This is a genomic window from Candidatus Endomicrobiellum trichonymphae, assembly GCF_002355835.1.
GTDB lineage: Bacteria > Elusimicrobiota > Endomicrobiia > Endomicrobiales > Endomicrobiaceae > Endomicrobiellum > Endomicrobiellum trichonymphae.
Map to the genome: position 1 here is coordinate 441,944 of NZ_AP017459.1, position 15,950 is coordinate 457,893.

The 15,950-nt window shown below is 35.9% G+C and carries 20 protein-coding genes; all 20 read left to right on the forward strand.

Annotation, left to right across the window (positions count from 1 at the left end):
* The first annotated feature begins 245 nt into the window (after nt 1-245).
* The 20 genes from trpS (at nt 246) to tyrS (ending at nt 15,863) form a co-directional block, all read left to right on the forward strand.
* Nucleotides 246-1,217: a tryptophan--tRNA ligase gene (trpS, locus tag RSTT_RS02185; RefSeq protein WP_096526009.1), complete on the forward strand. Its 972-nt coding sequence runs from the start codon at nt 246-248 to the stop codon at nt 1,215-1,217.
* Nucleotides 1,218-1,344: 127 nt separating this feature from the next.
* A complete protein-coding gene (locus RSTT_RS02190) occupies nt 1,345-2,049 on the forward strand; it encodes a segregation and condensation protein A (protein ID WP_015423310.1) in 705 nt (234 codons plus the stop codon).
* Between the two features lie 986 nt (nt 2,050-3,035).
* Nucleotides 3,036-3,707 (forward strand): SMC-Scp complex subunit ScpB, encoded by a 672-nt coding sequence (scpB, locus tag RSTT_RS02200; RefSeq protein ID WP_231941962.1) that lies wholly within the window; start codon nt 3,036-3,038, stop codon nt 3,705-3,707.
* Nucleotides 3,708-3,833: 126 nt separating this feature from the next.
* On the forward strand, nt 3,834-4,571 hold the full coding sequence (locus RSTT_RS02205) for a hypothetical protein (RefSeq protein WP_096525508.1): 738 nt from the start codon (nt 3,834-3,836) through the stop codon (nt 4,569-4,571).
* Nucleotide 4,572: 1 nt separating this feature from the next.
* Nucleotides 4,573-5,697, forward strand: a complete 1,125-nt coding sequence (locus tag RSTT_RS02210; RefSeq protein WP_096525509.1) for a murein hydrolase activator EnvC family protein — start codon at nt 4,573-4,575, stop codon at nt 5,695-5,697.
* A gap of 154 nt (nt 5,698-5,851) precedes the next feature.
* Nucleotides 5,852-6,034: a hypothetical protein gene (locus RSTT_RS02215; RefSeq protein ID WP_096525510.1), complete on the forward strand. Its 183-nt coding sequence runs from the start codon at nt 5,852-5,854 to the stop codon at nt 6,032-6,034.
* Between the two features lie 206 nt (nt 6,035-6,240).
* Nucleotides 6,241-6,492, forward strand: a complete 252-nt coding sequence (locus RSTT_RS02220) for a S41 family peptidase (protein WP_096525511.1) — start codon at nt 6,241-6,243, stop codon at nt 6,490-6,492.
* Between the two features lie 160 nt (nt 6,493-6,652).
* Nucleotides 6,653-6,799, forward strand: a complete 147-nt coding sequence (locus RSTT_RS06110) for a hypothetical protein (protein WP_172412823.1) — start codon at nt 6,653-6,655, stop codon at nt 6,797-6,799.
* Between the two features lie 255 nt (nt 6,800-7,054).
* Nucleotides 7,055-7,492, forward strand: a complete 438-nt coding sequence (locus tag RSTT_RS02225; RefSeq protein ID WP_096525512.1) for a hypothetical protein — start codon at nt 7,055-7,057, stop codon at nt 7,490-7,492.
* A 9-nt stretch (nt 7,493-7,501) separates the two neighbouring features.
* Nucleotides 7,502-8,530 carry a tRNA (adenosine(37)-N6)-threonylcarbamoyltransferase complex transferase subunit TsaD gene (gene tsaD, locus RSTT_RS02230; RefSeq protein WP_015423315.1) on the forward strand — a complete coding sequence of 343 codons (1,029 nt, stop codon included), beginning with the start codon at nt 7,502-7,504 and terminating at the stop codon, nt 8,528-8,530.
* 146 nt (nt 8,531-8,676) lie between these two features.
* Complete coding sequence (gene dusB / locus RSTT_RS02235) at nt 8,677-9,639, forward strand: tRNA dihydrouridine synthase DusB (RefSeq protein WP_149030016.1); 963 nt, start codon at nt 8,677-8,679, stop codon at nt 9,637-9,639.
* Between the two features lie 326 nt (nt 9,640-9,965).
* A complete protein-coding gene (locus tag RSTT_RS02240; RefSeq protein ID WP_096525514.1) occupies nt 9,966-10,298 on the forward strand; it encodes an OmpA family protein in 333 nt (110 codons plus the stop codon).
* A complete protein-coding gene (locus RSTT_RS02245; RefSeq protein WP_096525515.1) occupies nt 10,274-10,471 on the forward strand; it encodes an OmpA family protein in 198 nt (65 codons plus the stop codon). Before RSTT_RS02240 ends, RSTT_RS02245 begins: the two co-directional genes overlap by 25 nt.
* A 98-nt stretch (nt 10,472-10,569) precedes the next feature.
* Nucleotides 10,570-10,842, forward strand: coding sequence for a hypothetical protein (locus RSTT_RS02250; protein ID WP_149030017.1), 273 nt, complete (start codon nt 10,570-10,572; stop codon nt 10,840-10,842).
* The gene (locus RSTT_RS02255) at nt 10,829-11,176 is read left to right on the forward strand and encodes a tetratricopeptide repeat protein (RefSeq protein ID WP_096525517.1); all 348 of its coding nucleotides are present in this window, start codon (nt 10,829-10,831) and stop codon (nt 11,174-11,176) included. Before RSTT_RS02250 ends, RSTT_RS02255 begins: the two co-directional genes overlap by 14 nt.
* A gap of 782 nt (nt 11,177-11,958) precedes the next feature.
* On the forward strand, nt 11,959-12,183 hold the full coding sequence (locus tag RSTT_RS02260; protein WP_096525518.1) for a hypothetical protein: 225 nt from the start codon (nt 11,959-11,961) through the stop codon (nt 12,181-12,183).
* A 3-nt stretch (nt 12,184-12,186) separates the two neighbouring features.
* On the forward strand, nt 12,187-12,690 hold the full coding sequence (locus RSTT_RS02265; RefSeq protein WP_096525519.1) for a beta-propeller domain-containing protein: 504 nt from the start codon (nt 12,187-12,189) through the stop codon (nt 12,688-12,690).
* A 164-nt stretch (nt 12,691-12,854) separates the two neighbouring features.
* Nucleotides 12,855-13,220, forward strand: a complete 366-nt coding sequence (locus RSTT_RS02270) for a TolB family protein (protein WP_096525520.1) — start codon at nt 12,855-12,857, stop codon at nt 13,218-13,220.
* A gap of 451 nt (nt 13,221-13,671) precedes the next feature.
* Nucleotides 13,672-14,634, forward strand: coding sequence for an ATP-dependent 6-phosphofructokinase (locus RSTT_RS02280; protein WP_015423318.1), 963 nt, complete (start codon nt 13,672-13,674; stop codon nt 14,632-14,634).
* 62 nt (nt 14,635-14,696) lie between these two features.
* The gene (gene tyrS / locus RSTT_RS02285; protein ID WP_096525522.1) at nt 14,697-15,863 is read left to right on the forward strand and encodes a tyrosine--tRNA ligase; all 1,167 of its coding nucleotides are present in this window, start codon (nt 14,697-14,699) and stop codon (nt 15,861-15,863) included.
* Nucleotides 15,864-15,950 lie beyond the last annotated feature (87 nt).

Consider the following 15,950-nt stretch of genomic DNA (forward strand, 5'->3'; position numbering starts at 1 on the left):
CCTGTTTCGCCTTTTGACGGTTCAAAAATTATAACATATTTTTTTGCCTGAAAAAATTGCGGCAAGATATTTAAATTTAAAGCCATACATTTGTTTAATACTGTTGTGATATTGTCGTCTAAAATAATGTGGAAGTTTATATATTACATAGCAAATTTTTTTGTAGTGATTTCCAGAATAATTGCTTTTTGATGTTTTTCCGAGTTAAACAAAAAGAAAATTTTAAAATAAACAGAGAAAATTATATGAGTAAAGTGTTGTCAGGTATGCGTCCAACAGGCAGGCTCCATTTGGGTCATTATTTCGGCGTTCTGGTGAACTGGGTTAAATTTCAAAATGAATGTGAATGTTATTATATGTCAGCAGACTGGCATGTTTTAACTACCAGTTATGTTGATACTTCTGCAGTTAATGAAAATACTTTAGAAATGGTTGCCGATTGGATTACCGCGGGTATAGATCCCGAAAAAAGTGTATTTTTTAAACAATCAGGAGTACTTTATCACAGTGAATTGTTTTTAATACTTTCTATGATAACTCCTCTGAGCTGGCTTCAAAGATGTCCTACGTACAAAGAACAAATAAGTCAAATCAAAAATAAAGATCTCAGCAATTACGGTTTTTTAGGCTATCCTATTTTAATGTCTGCAGATATTCTTCTGTATAAAGCCGATATTGTTCCTATCGGAGAAGATCAGCTTTCGCATCTGGAGCTTACTCGCAAAATAGCAAGAAGATTTAACAACTTTTACGGTGATACTTTCATTGAACCTAAAGAAGAACTTACAAAAACTGCAAGCGTTCCGGGCTTAGACGGAAGGAAAATGTCAAAATCTTACGGCAACTCAATTCTGCTTGGCGAAAGCGATGATATTTTAAGGGATAAAGTTAAAAGTATGTTTACGGATCCTCTAAAAATAAAAACAGCCGATCCCGGACATCCATGCGGTTGTGTAGTTTTTGCGTTTCACGAAATATTTGGCATAGAATATAAAAATAGGGAAGAAGAATGCAAAGCAGGTGCAATAGGGTGTATGTCGTGTAAAAAACAGTTAATGGAAATGCTTTCTGAATTTATGAAACCTTTGACTGAGAAAAGAAAAGACTTAATTGCCGATAAAGCGTATTTGGAAAAGATAGTTGAAGCGGGATGCCGAAAAGCCGCGGAAATTGCGCAGCAAACCATGGAAGAGATCCGCAAAGCAATGAAGTTTTAATAGATGTTTGCCGGCTGTTTGATTTCTTTTGAAAAAATTAGGATTTTAAATATCCTGAAAAGAATGTAAAAATACAGATACTCTAGAGGATAGGCTCTGCTCGTTGTGATAGAAGAATGGGATTGTTATGGTTTATGACATACATCTTGATACATTTGAGGGACCTTTAGATATTCTTCTGCATCTTATAAAAAAGAACGATTTGGAAATTAACGAGATAAAAATAGCCGAAATAACAGCCGAGTACCTTACGTATCTTGATTTGATGCAGGAACTTAATATTGATATAGCAGGTGAATTTCTTGTTATGTCGTCGACTCTTATACAAATAAAGGCGAGAACTCTTATTCCGTCAAATAATGAAAAAGATATCTTAGAGGACGATTCTTTAAGTTTTCTTAAAAACAGACTTTTTGAATATCAAAAATATAAGGAACTTGGAAGACTTTTATCGTATAAAATTATAGAAAATTCGCAGATTTACTATAGACCGGCTCTCCCGATAAATAAACAGGATTTTGTTTTAGATGCTACGATTTTTGATTTAGTGGGCAGTTTTCGCACAGCTTTAACGAGGCTTCCGGAAAATATAAAAGAAATTATGTACCAGGAAATTCCTATTGAGACAAAAATCAGGGAAATTCTTGATGTTTTAGAGGGAAGACAGTATATTTCTTTTAATGATATATTAAGAATGCAAGAGACTAAAACAGCGCTGATAGTGTGTTTTATGGCTGTTTTGGAACTTGTAAAAAATAAGCAGATTGTCGCTAAACAGTCCGAATTATTTTCGGAAATAAGAATTTATAGGATTTACAATAAAGAAGAATAAGGGAGACTGCTGAAAACTAAATTATTGGTTTTGTTGTTAACAACCACTATTTATGTTATATTGTCTGTCTATCAGAACGTTATCCCGAAACCAACAGATATACCGTTAAAAAAGACCATAGTTGAAGTCATCTCGGATTCGGATATCGTTTCGAATAAGTAAAGCTCGTTAAATGGATATATTGATGATCGTATGTTCTATGCCGGAAAAATAAATGTGTTAGAGCAGATGATAATAGGTTAAGTAATATTGGAATAGTACTGTGTGATCTAGAAAGAAAAAGGGACAGAAGAGAAGTCAAAGCTGATAAGGATGTTCAATGAGTTAAGGGGTTCTCTTAACGGGCGCAGAGAGATATAGTTATGTGGCTTATAGATATAAACAAACTCGCTAAGATGATAGATGTGTGGAGCATCAAAATCTTTTTGCTTTGATCGATAAGTCGGAACAGACTACTAAGGCTTCCTTAGTGAACCGTATAACGAGAATGCAGAGTAGAACTCTAGCAGTGTTGTGACGGAAATAGGTGTAGTAGTGAGGAGAGTAGTTAACCATTTTGATGGTGACAGCATTCCTTTCTCTACTTCAGCTGCACTACCAACGATGGGCTGTGAACGATGCCCAATTGAATCCGATGAATCAGTCGCCGGAATAGAGCGATTAAAGTTAAAAAAGGAGAAAACAAAATGGACATTTAAAGGAAGTAAAAGATATTTATTTCGCAGCAATTTTGAAGCTCTTTACATGGAATATAACGCACCCAAAACACGTAGAATTGGCTATATATCAAGTACAAGCTAAATATCTTACGAGGGACTTTGAAAGAGCAAGTGTCTGAAATTATATTGAGTCTGAATCGAGAGAATATAATAAATATATTTTTAAATTTATGAAAAAAGAAGATAAACAAAAATAGCTTTTGCAGGAATCTGTTAACTCCGGTTTGAAATTGGTTTCTGAAACCGACACAATACGAGAGGAAGATGATGGAAATATCTGAAGTCAGACAAATTTTGGAGGCACTGCTTTTTGTTTCTGAAAAACCTTTAAGTTTAAGAGAATTAAAAGAATTGATAAAAACGGATTACGCCGATATTGATAATATTGAAAATATTTTAAACGAACTCAAAGAAAAATATGCAAATTTAAATAAACCTTATGAAATTAAATTTGTCGCAGATGGCTGGACTTTTGCTACAAAACCGCAGTATTCTCTGTGGATAAAAAAACTTTTCAAAGAAAAGTCTGTTTTGAAATTGTCTCCGGCAGCTCTTGAAACTCTGGCAATTATTGCCTATAAACAGCCCATAACGCGAGCTGAAATTGATGAAATCAGAGGCATTGAATCTTCAGGGGTTATTGACACTCTTCTTGATAGGAAATTGGTAAAAGTGGCAGGCAGAAAAGAAGCTTTGGGAAAACCTTTGCTTTACGATACAACGCAGGATTTTTTAAAACATTTAGGGCTTGCGCATCTAAGCGAGCTTCCCCTTATTGAAGATATGCCTAAAGATGTGCAGCAGTCCGATAATGAGCCTGAACCAGAACTGCCTTTTGACGGTGGAAATTTCGGCGGCGATGTTTCGATTGATGTTATCAAAAAAGAGTTGGCTGGTGCTGCTGAAAATCCGGCTGGAAGTGAAAGAGAAAATACTTAAAACTGAAAATTTAATCAGGCACAGGTATTTGATAATAGCGGACGCGTGCCGAAATTTGTATCATAGAATTAGTTTTTGATGTGTTGCGTATGGCGGAAATGTATAATATTTTTTTATGGAGTCGATATGAAAATCTGTAAGTTTACAATAAAAACAGCCTCTGAGTCGCTGAAACTTATTACTGTTGCGTCTTTGTGCGCATTTTGTATTTTGGTTTCAGGACATTATTATCGGATTAAAAACTATGCTAAAACATTGTCGGAAACCCTCAATATAGTCGTCTTTTTTGACAAAAATTCCGTAGATGACACAGTTATAAGTAGAGAGATCGAAGCTACGGGTTTGGTGTCGGTAAAAGAGTATGTAAACGCAGTCGAAGCTTACTCAAAAGCCGTTGAAAGAAACCCATTTTTAAAAGATATTTCCGTGCCGGATGCCGCAAAATCAGTTCAGGCGTATGTGCTAGTTACTCCAAAATCCATACCATATGAAAATTTTCTTTCGAAGATGAAAAATGTTTTAGAGAGAATTTCCGGCATTGATGAAATAGTGTTTGATATGACGGTTTTTAAGCATTATATAGAAATTGAAAATTTATTGTCGTTTTGCCGGAAAATATTTTTTGTTTTTGCGGTTATTATTTTTATTTTATTTGTTTTCAAATGCATATTTTTCGTTTTGGAACAGGAGTTGGATACAAGAAAGATTGTTGCAAACATTTTCTCGTATTTACTGTCTTCGATGTCCGGTTTTCTTATTTTGTGGACTATCTGCATTTGTGCGCGGTATCCTTTGTTAATCGATAAGATAGCGATATTTTCAATAGTACCTTTTATTGCTGTTTTAGGAGCCGTATTGGACTAATATGAAAAAAATATTTATTTTAATTGTTTTGTTGTTATTTTGTTCTTTTGTATCGTTATCAGGACAGAGCGAAGATATAAAAGTGCAGTCAAAAAAGCTTTCCGAAATTAAAAAATCAATAAAAGAAAAGGAACGGGAAAAAAATAAACTTATCCGCCAGGAAAGAATTTTTAAAGAAGAGCTGACGTCTATTAACGATAGTATAGGAAAAACCGAAAAAAAACTTGCAAAGATCTTGGTAAATATAAAAACCACTCAATATAATCTTGATAACTTTTCAAAAGTATACAATGCTTCTTCTTCAAGAAGCGCCGTTTGGAATCATGTTTTGCTTGACGATATCAAACTTTTCAATAAAATGACTTTTTCTTATGAGCAAAATCCTGTGGAGTATAAGATAAGGCGAAAATCTTTGGAATATAAGAAGGAGAATTTTGAAAAAGAAAAAAAATTGGCGATGATTTCTGCAGCAAGCATGAAAAGATGTGAAAGATCAAAAAAAGATCTTTTAAATCTGCAGCTTAAAGAAAGCAAACTTGTGGAACGTTATAAAAATATGCTCAAAGAAAAAAAAGAACTTTCGGATATTATATTAAATAGAAGATTTACCGCTGAACGGGAAATAAGAACTTTAAGTGAAAGCGCAAAAGCGTTGCAGAGGCTGATAGATAAAATAAATGAGGTAAACAAAAGGAAACGGACAGCCGCAGTGCGTCCTCCTGCTGTACGGTCGGGAAGAAAAAAATCTCTTCCGTGGCCTGTAGGCGGGAAAGTTGTCTTAGGTTTCGGCAGGAATAAACATCCTGACCTTGATACTTATGTAATAAGCAACGGAATAAAAATAGAGGCCGCTGATTTCAGTCAGGTAAAAAGCGTTGAATCTGGGATTGTAGTTTTTGCCGGGCAGTTCCGTTCTTACGGGAAAGTTATTATAATAGATCACAGTGATTTAAATTTTAGCATTTACGGTCTTTTAGGCAAAATGTTTGTTAAACTAGAACAAAAAGTTTCAAAAGGTGCTGTTATTGCAGAGCTTGGCAGCGGAGAAGAGAACAACGTTTTGTATTTTGAAATAAGACATAATAATACTCCTGTTGATCCGATACTGTGGCTTCAGGCTAAATGAAGACCGTCTTCCTTCTGTCAGTCTCGCTAAAAGTCCAACAACATTTATAAGCTGTTATGGGGGCATGTGTAATCCGAAACCTGTCTTTTTGCCGTCAGTTTTTAATAACGGACTTCCATACCAGTGGAGATAAGAATGAAATTGAGAAAAAATTGTGTTTACCAATGTATTTTTATTTTTTTACAGGGTGAATACTTTTGATGTAGTCGATAACGATAAAACCTATGGTAAGCTTAAACTGATGATAAACGTTATGGAATTAATAAATGCAAAATACATTTTCGAGACAGATTCTGAAGATTTGGTCGCCGGCACTATTAAAGGCATTCTCGCTTGATTCGTTTTCGTAGTATATGGGGAAAAAGCATATAAAAAAATGAAAAATAAAATCGAAGGGATTTAGCGCGGGCAGCACGGGGCTTCGCATTATGGCTAAAAACAATTCATATCAACCGTACATTGATGATAAATCTACGGCAGATATGTTGGGCGATGAAGCCTTAAGCTTAATGTCGGGGCAAAGCTGGGAAAAAGGTTAAAATTATGGTTTCAAGAAACGATGTTTTAAGTGAAATTGAGTTTAATCTTGCAAGAAAAGAGATAAAAATTAAAATAATAGAAACAACTCTGTTTGATGACAGCATGACTTACCGATTTAGTAGTCAAAGTGCAGGCAATATCAAAAACGTGCTTGCCGGTTACAAAAAACAGGATATTCATGTTTTAATTTTAGATTTGAGTAACAATTCTGACGGACTTCTTTCTGGATTCTGCCGTAATGTTTATGAAGGATAAAATGTTTATTCTTACCGTAAAAAGCAGAGTTGAGGAAATGAAAAAAGAATATTTTACCCCCCCCCCCCTGTGACGGAGAGTTTTTTGATATTCCTCTTGCTATACTTGTAAACATAGGTTCGGCTTCGGCGGAGCAATGTAGGATTAATAGTAGGGAACAATGGGTTTGGAAAGAGAAACCTTCAGTTTGTTGTGCCTTTGGTCTAATGGTGTGGCTTTAAGACTTACGGTTGCAGAGCATTATCTTCCGCCAGGTCGTTTTATAAACTGTTCTGATAATAAAAATGTAAAGAAAGTTATAATATAGAAATTAAAGTTAGCGAAGAGGAAATCAGAATTTATATGCGAAGGGACAGAATTGAAGACAGTGCCTTAAATTAAGTTTTGGAAATCATAAAAGAAAATAAAATTGCCGAAATGATAAAATACAACGGTTCTAAGTGAGGCAAAAATGGCAAAGAAAATAAAACGGATAAAAAGAAAAAAATGATTGACTTGTACATCTTATTGTCATCCTAAAAAACTAAACTTTTTCAGGATGAGATTTGGTCAGGAGAATACTGTGCCGCACAAAGTTAGAAAAGAAAGTATATGGGTTAAAATGTATGTAATAGTATTATTTTTTTGCGGGGTAGGAATATGGTTTTCCATACAGCTTGCGCATAATCGGAAAATATATACGAATGCGACGCTTAACAGAAAGATAGAGAGCGTTTTGGTTAAAAATGGTATTGTTGAAAATGACATCTTAAGTCAGTATATAAGAGAGCGGAATAAAAAAACAGCTGCATGGAATGAATTTTATAAAATAATAAAACTTAAATCTGGTAAAACCGCTCGAACTTTTGAAAAGAGTTTTAGAAGTGTTGCCAGCTCCATGAAAGTAGGTTTGAGCAGAGCGGATAATGCCGACGGTTCGGTAACGTATAAGTTTTATTCGTCTGAGAAAAATTATTTCAATATAACTTTTATGAGTCTCAAAAAATCTTCAAAAGGCTAATTGTGGAATATGAATATATTTGCAATAGAAACTTCATGTGACGAAACTTCGGCATCGGTAGTTTTGAATGGTTTGAAAGTAAAGTCGGTCGTAATTTATTCCCAGATAAAAATACACGCCGGATTTTTTGGCGTTGTTCCGGAGCTTGCGAGTCGCTCTCATATAGAAAATATCAATCTCGTAATATGGCGGGCTTTAAGTGATGCTGGTATAAATTTTACTGATTTTTCTCAAAAAATAGACGCTCTTGCTTTTACCTCTGGTCCCGGTCTTGCAGGTGCCTTACTTGTCGGAGCAATTGCCGCAAAATCGCTTGCCTGCGTTTATAAAAAACCTTTAATACCGGTAAATCATTTAGATGGACATCTCTATTCTTCACTTATTGAAAATAGGTCCGTAAAACTGCCGTTTTTAAGCTTAATAATATCAGGTGGACATACGGAATTAGTCGTGGTGGAAGATTTTGGAAAATATAAAGTACTCGGAAGCACAAGAGACGATGCCGCGGGTGAGGCGTTTGACAAAGCCGCTAAAATGCTCGGGCTGTCTTATCCGGGTGGTCCTATCATAGATAAAATAGCGGAAAGCGGAAATCCTGAAGCGGTCAGGTTTACAAGACCTTACTTGAAAGGGAGCTGGGATTTTTCTTTTTCTGGAATTAAAACGGCTCTTTTAAATTATCTTAAAACAAATCCGGTTAGAAATGAGAAACAGTTAAATGACATCTGTGCTTCTTTTAGACAGGCTGTTGCGGAGACACTTTGCTTTAAATCTTTTGAGGCTGCGAAAAAATTTAATTTAAAACGGATTGTGCTTGGCGGCGGAGTGAGCGCAAATTCTCTTATAAGAAAAATCTTTTTGGAAACCGGTCAAAAAAATAATACAAAGGTTTTTATTCCGTCTCTTATTTATTCTACAGATAATGCCGCGATGATAGGCTGTGCTGCGTATTTTAAACAAAAAAAATGTGGTTTGAAATACGACAACATTCAACTCAAACCCAATCCGTCTCTTCCATTGGAAAACTGGCGGTTATAAGAGGATAATATTTCGTATATAGCTTTGAAAAGCATAAGCTTATGTGCCATTTGCTTTGTGCTTTTGTTTTTTCATTTTGCATTTCTAAACTGCTGTAAAATAGTTGGTAAATACGGCGTAAAAACGATGTCTTTTGCGAGGTGAAAGTGAAGAAGTTAAGTTTAGGAAATATTGAATTTGACAATAATATCATTCTTGCCCCTATGGCTGGGATAACGGATTTACCTTTGCGTCGTCTTGCAAAAAGCGGTGGAGCCGGACTTGTATATACGGGGATGCTGTCTGCTAGAGCGCTTGTCCGTAGTGATGAAAAAACAGAAAAACTTTTAAAAACAACAGAGGATGAAAGACCTGTTGCGGCGCAGATTTTCGGCAGTGTTGCTCATATTATGGCGGAAGCGGCAAAAATTGTCAGAAACAGTGGCGTTGACATCATAGATGTCAATCTTGGATGTCCTGTGAAGAAAGTAGCGAAAGCCGGCGCTGGAGCTAAACTTCTCGCCGATGAAAAGCTTGTTTCGGAAATTTTAGAATCTGTTGTAAAAAGTGTTGATGTCCCCGTTACGGTTAAAATTCGCACTGGTCTTTTGCCGGAACATAATGCGGCAACAGAAATTATCAAAGTAGCGTATAATTGCGGGATAAAAATGGTTGCGGTGCATGCAAGACCTGCTTCGCAGGGACACTCCGGATTCCCTGATTTAAAATTATTCGCTGCTTCCTGTGCCGGCGCAAAAATTCCCGTTATTGCAAACGGCGGTGTTGTAGATGAAAAAACTGCGGCTGATTTTTTACGAGTGCCAAACTGCGCTGGAATTATGATAGGACGCGGTGCCTTAGGCAATTATTCGATATTTAAAAGACTTGAAGCATTTTTTAGTAGCGGTAAAAAACTGCCATTGCCGTCAAAAAAAGAAAAAGTGGAATGGTTAAAGAAACACGTCCAATATTCAGTGGAATATTATGGTGAAAAAAAAGGATTTGTCGTTATGAAGAAAGTTTTCCATTACTATGTTAAGGATCTGCCAAATGCCGCAAAAATACGGGATATATTTAATAAAAAAATAGTTACATTGTCGGACTTTAATGAGTTAATAAAGCTTTTTTAAGGTTTGTTGCCGCAGGTTTTTCTCATCGCTGTTATGGCAGAAGTGTAAGTGTAAAAAAAATAAATATTTCCTCAGGCTCAATATCAGGATGGGAAAAATTAAAAAAACAAAAAGGCTTTCACGTCTACGTCATAGAAAAAGAAAAACTGTTAAAACCCGTTATTACTGTATCGAAAACCTTATGAGCGCAATATTCTTTTATGTTTATTGCAGCCGACAGAAGTGTCTTTCGCACATTTGGAGTTGAGCTACTTTCTGTTGACAGAAAAGTATAATAATGTATAGAATAGTTGAGAAGCGGAAAATAAAAGCAGATGAATTTTTAAATGAAAAAGTTTTTATTGCTGGTGCTGGCTACCACGTTTATTTTTACAGCAGGCTGTAAGAAACAAGACATAAAGCATGACAATATAGACAGTACAGACAGCGTAGAAACAATTGTTTTTACTGACGAACCGTCGATAAGAGGTAATCATTTCGATAGAGATATAAATCTTAAGAGCATATATTTTGATTTTGATAAAAATGATTTCAGAAAAGATTCTATGGAAATATTAAAAGAAAATGTGGATTATTTAAAAAGCAATCCTGATATAAAGGTTGTTCTTGAAGGTCATACCGCAATGAGAGAGGTATGGCCGAATACAATTTGTCTTTAGGACAGTGCAGAGCTTTAAAAGTTAAGGAGTATTATACGCTGCTTGGAGTTGCTGCCAACAGGATTGCAACAACTTCGTACGGACATGAAAAGCCTGTTGATTTTAGAAAGAATGAATTAGGGTGGGCAAAGAACAGGAGAGTGGAAACGAAACTGCTGGTGAGACAAAGATAGATTAAACATTACAGATTTATATCGGTATATTTTATATTTATTATGGTTTTTACCACTCTGGATGATGCATCACGTTAAATTCAAGTGCAATTACAGATTTGAAAGGCGAGCTATCGCGGTTGCAGATACAGAATAAAGAACTCCGGGAAAATCAGTTCGATTTATATACAAAAGCTGATTCGACTTATGTGATGCTTGACGTTCTTAGTGCTTCGCTGCAGGATTTGCAGAATAAGATTTCTGTATTAAGCCAGGCGATACATGATTTGAAAGTTGTTACAGATAAAAGATCAAAAAGCAACGACCAATCTGTTCTGCCTTCATTTATTTTACCAGAACGCTTACGGCGATTACTTAATGGCAAAATTTGACCTTGCGTATTCGGGATTTCAGTCGTTTGCAGATAAATATCCTAATGCTGAACTTGTGCCACAAGCTCAGTTTTATATGGGTGAATGTTTTTATTCTATGAGTATGTGGGACAAAGCTCTTGAAGAATACAAAAAAGTAGAGCAGCGTTATAAAAAAAGATCAGATTTGGTGTCGTCTGCAAGGCTTAAAATAGCTTTATGCTGCCAAAAGCTTGATAAAAATGAGGAAGCGATAAGAATGTTTTCGTCAATAATAAAAGATTTTCCGCAAAGTCCGGAATCTTTAACGGCAAAAGAGAGTATCGAAATATATAATAATGCTCAAAAGAGGTAATTTATTTCCTTATTTAATAGTTTCAGTATTTTTTGCATGTGGCGATTTATTTTCTGTTTCACCGTGAGGAAAATCCTGTTTTTTTGTCTTCGACTATAGAAGTTTCTTTTTATTCTCCATCCAGTCAGAGAGCAGAACAATCACCGGCTGCAGTTTCTTCAAAAAAACCGGAGCGGTAGCGGCATGGGAACAGATAAAAAGCAAAGAAGATATAATCGTAAAGAAAAAAAAGCTCCGGAAAAAAACGGACGGACTAAAATTCGAAGAGAAGCCGAAATTTCAAATTGAAACTGACACAAAAAAATCAGATAAGCAGTCCGCAAAATCTGTTGGAGAAAAAAACTGAAAATAGTTGAGTTTTCAGGCAATAGCAGCAATGTTGAAACTTTTCAAGCACCGGATTCCGATAAACTGCTTGCCGGAACAGACTCGCAGTATGAGGGACTTTCTTTTGATGCTAAGAGTTTCAAGTATTCTTACTATAGTGAGCAGATAATAAGGAAAATATGGAAACAGTGGATGTGGGGTGAGAATTACGGAAAGCTTAAAGTGCTTGTATATTTTAAAATCCGCAGAGACGGAACAGCATATGATTAGAATCTTCGGGAAACGGCGAATACGATAAATATGCTTTAGATGCAATCCGCAGAGTGGTGCCTTTTAATTATTTGCCTGACGGTTATGAATACGATTCGCTGGGAGTTTTCTTTGAATTCAAATAAAGGAATTAAAATATCAAAATAATAATAAAAATCTTATTTATTTTTACGGTTTTGTTTTTTGTGGTGACTATCTATGCGCAGAGCAATGTTTGTCTTTCTCTTTCCGCGACTGGAAAAAGATCTGATATTGCTGTAGAATATTTTATTGCTGCGGATAAAAAAGATGATTCCGTAAAATATGCAAAACTTTTAAAAGAGATAATAGAAAATGATCTCATTCTTTCCAGACATTTCAATGTAATACAAAACGCATTTGAAGACGGTGAGAAGACCGTTTTTAAGTAAAAGTTGCCTTTATGGGAAAAAAGAGGAGGAGCATCAGTTCTTCTTACAGGTTCTGTGTCTATTAACGGTGATAAACTCGTTCTTGAGATAAAAATGGTTGACGTTATCAGCGGAGAAACAATATGGAAGTGTAATTATAAAAACGAATCTTTAAACTACAGATATATGGCTCACGAAGCAAGCGACGAAATTGTGAGAAAGTTTACGGGTGAAATGGGCATAGCGCGTTCAAAAATAGTTTTTGTAAATGACAGTACGAGATTTAAAGAGTTATACATTATTGATTATGACGGGTATAATCTTCACAGACTTACAAAAGACAATAAAATAAATATTATTCCTAAGTGGTCACCGGATGGGGAACAGATAATTTATACAAGTTATCTCTACAATAATCCCGATTTATTTGTATTAGATCTTGTTAAAAACAGACGCAGCATTATTTCAAAATATCAGGGATTGAATACCGCCGGTTCGTTTTCTCTGGATGGAAAAAAATACTTCTGACTTTATCGCGTGGCAGATATCCGAATTTGTATTTGATCAATACATCCGGTGAAATACTGCAGCGGCTGACTAACAGTTCGTACATTGATACAAGTCCTTTGCTCCTAATGAACGGGAGATAGTATTTATTTCAGACAGACCCGGCTATCCCGCAGCTTTATATAATGAATGTCAACGGCGGAAATATAAGAAGGCTTACGACAAGCGGTTTCTGCGGTTCTCCGTCATGGCCTCCGCGCGGCGATAAAATTGTTTTTACAATGAGGCAGCCAAAAGGGAATTATGACTTATATGTCTATGATTTGCCTACTGCAAAGATAACAAAACTTACAAATAATCAGCGAAATAATGAAAATCCGACATGGTCGCCAGACGGAAGATTTGTAACATTTTATTCAAACAGATCCGGTAAAGGCGAAATTTATGTAATGGCTATCGACGGTTCGGGAACAAGAAAATTTGCGGAAATCTTGGGTCCCATCATGGTCCCCTGTTTTAACAAGATAAAAAGTTTTTGTGTAAGAGGATAAAATGTTTGAGGGGAAAAGTTTTATAGATATACTCAATATGGGCGGTTGGACGCTTTTCGTTCTTTTCTTTTGGGAGCTTCAGTCCTTTCAGTAGCAATAATTTGTCTTAAGCTGGTTGAATTTTGGATAAAATCAAAAACAACAAGGTCTCAGTTTGTGTGTAAACTGATGAAAAAAATTAAAAAAGACAAGCTTGACGAAAAGGATAATGTCTATCCTTGTTAAAAAAGAAGCGCATTCAAAAATCGTAATATATGTGTTCAAAAATTTACTTAATATAATGTCGAAATTGTGTTGTCGGGAATGGATAAATAAAGTGAAGAACCGCAAGAAGAACTGAGAAAATTGCGGAGAGAACGCTGATATTGTGTCTGAACCATGCAGTAAATAGATGGTATGTTGCGTGTGTTTTTCCGGGCAATTCTATTCCGGTGTTATACAGGAGAATTTAATGGCAAAAAGAGTAGGTATTATAACTTCAGGTGGGGATGCCCCGGGAATGAATGCGGCTATCAGAGCCGTCGCAAGACGCGGGATTTTTTGGGGATACCAGATGATAGGTATAAAAAGAGGATTTAAAGGACTTCTTGACTATGAATTTATGACGCTTACTTTGCGATCGGTAAGCGGTATAATAAATACTGGCGGAACAGTGTTACACACGGGAAGATGTCCTGAAATGAAAACAAAAATCGGAATGGGCAGAGCTGTTAAGGCTATAAAAGACCTTGGATTGAGTGCTGTGATAATTATAGGAGGAGACGGTTCTCTGGCTGCTGGTAATTCCTTGTCAAAACACGGAATAAAGGTTATAAATATTGCAGCATCTATTGATAACGACATATACGGCACAGATGAAACTATAGGTTATGACACGGCTTTAAATACTGCTGTAGAAGCTATAGACAAAATAAGGGATACTGCAAAAAGCCACGACAGGGTTTTTGTAGTTGAAATTATGGGCAGGGAACACGGATTTTTAACTGTTGACGTCGGACTTGCAGCGGGTTGCGAATATATAGTGGTACCGGAAATGAAAGTTGATATGCAAAAACTTACTGCAGAGCTCAAGAAAGGAAAAGAAAGAGGAAAAACTTCTGAAATTATAGCTTTTGCCGAAGGATGTGGTTGTTCAGCTGAGTTTGCAAAAAAAGTGGAAAAACTTACTGGTCTTGACGTAAGAGTAAGCAATCTCGGATATATACAGCGTGGCGGAAGACCAACTGCCAGGACAAGAATACTTGCTTCAAAATTCGGACATGCCGCGATGGATCTTTTCCATAAAGGAAAAGCGAATCTTTTTGTAGGAATAACTAACGGCAATGTATCTGCAGTATCGATTTGTGAGGCTATAAAATGTGAAAAGAAATTTGATGTAAAGACCGCTAAAATAGTGAAAAATTTGTCAGTTTAACCCCCCCCCCATCCCCCGTGTCTGCCAAGATATAGCAAAGCTGTAAAAAAGAAGGGAAAGAGATGAACGAAGCGTTGGAAAAAATTAAGCGCGGAGCAAATGAAATTATTTCTTTTGAAGAACTTAAAAAGAAACTCGCTTCTGGTAAAAAATTAAGGATAAAACTGGGAATTGATCCCACCACTTCGGATTTGCATTTGGGGCATACTGTTATTATAAATAAATTAAAAACTTTTCAAGATTTAGGTCATCAGATAGTATTTTTAATCGGTGATTTTACGGCAAGAATAGGTGATCCGTCTGGCAGATCAGAAATGCGTCCCGTTATGACGGATGAACAGATAAAGAATAATGCGCGAACTTACGCCGATCAGATATTTAAAATTCTCAATAGAGATAAAACAGAGATTGTATATAACAGTAAGTGGCTGAGTGAACTTGGCGTAAAGGGACTTTTAAATCTTGCTGCAAAAAGTACGGTAGCTCAGATGCTTGTGAGAGATGATTTTAAAAAGAGATATAAAGAAGACAGTCCGTTAAGTATAGTTGAATTTCTCTATCCTTTGCTTCAGGCTTATGATTCTGTGGTTTTAAATGCTGACGTTGAACTTGGCGGTAGTGATCAGAAATTTAATCTGCTTCTCGGAAGAGAAATACAAAGAGATTACGGAATTAAAGACGTACAGGTTGTGATTACTATGCCTCTTTTAGAGGGGACTGACGGCACTAAAAAAATGTCGAAATCGTATAAAAACTGCATAGCTTTAAATGATTCGCCTGAAGATATGTTTGGAAAGATAATGTCAATTTCCGACGAACTTATGTGCAGATATCACGAGCTTCTTACCCAGATAGACTTAAATGTCGTTAAGAATATGCATCCTAAAGAGGCAAAATCTGCGCTAGCCAAGGAGCTTGTGGAAAGATATTACGGAAAAGAAGAAGCTTTAAAGGCGGAAGAAGAATTTGATAGAATTTTTTCAAAGAAAAACATTCCAAATGACATCGGAGAATATAGGATAAAGGACGAAGAAATAAAACTGTCCGATTTGCTTGTTAAAAGCGGTATGGTTTCAAGCCGGAACGAAGCAAGACGTATTATAGAGCAGGGCGGCGTAAGAATAGATTCGCGGAAAACAGTCAGGGATTTCGTGGTTAAATCTGGAAACACGTTTGTTCTTCAGGTGGGTAAAAGAAAATTTAACAGGATAATAAGAGAGGAAAATTGAAATCGCTAAAAACCGTGGCGCATTTTTTTACTACTGGTTTATCTGTAGCGAAATTTTTGTTCCTTTCCGCAGGTTAGGGCAATAATA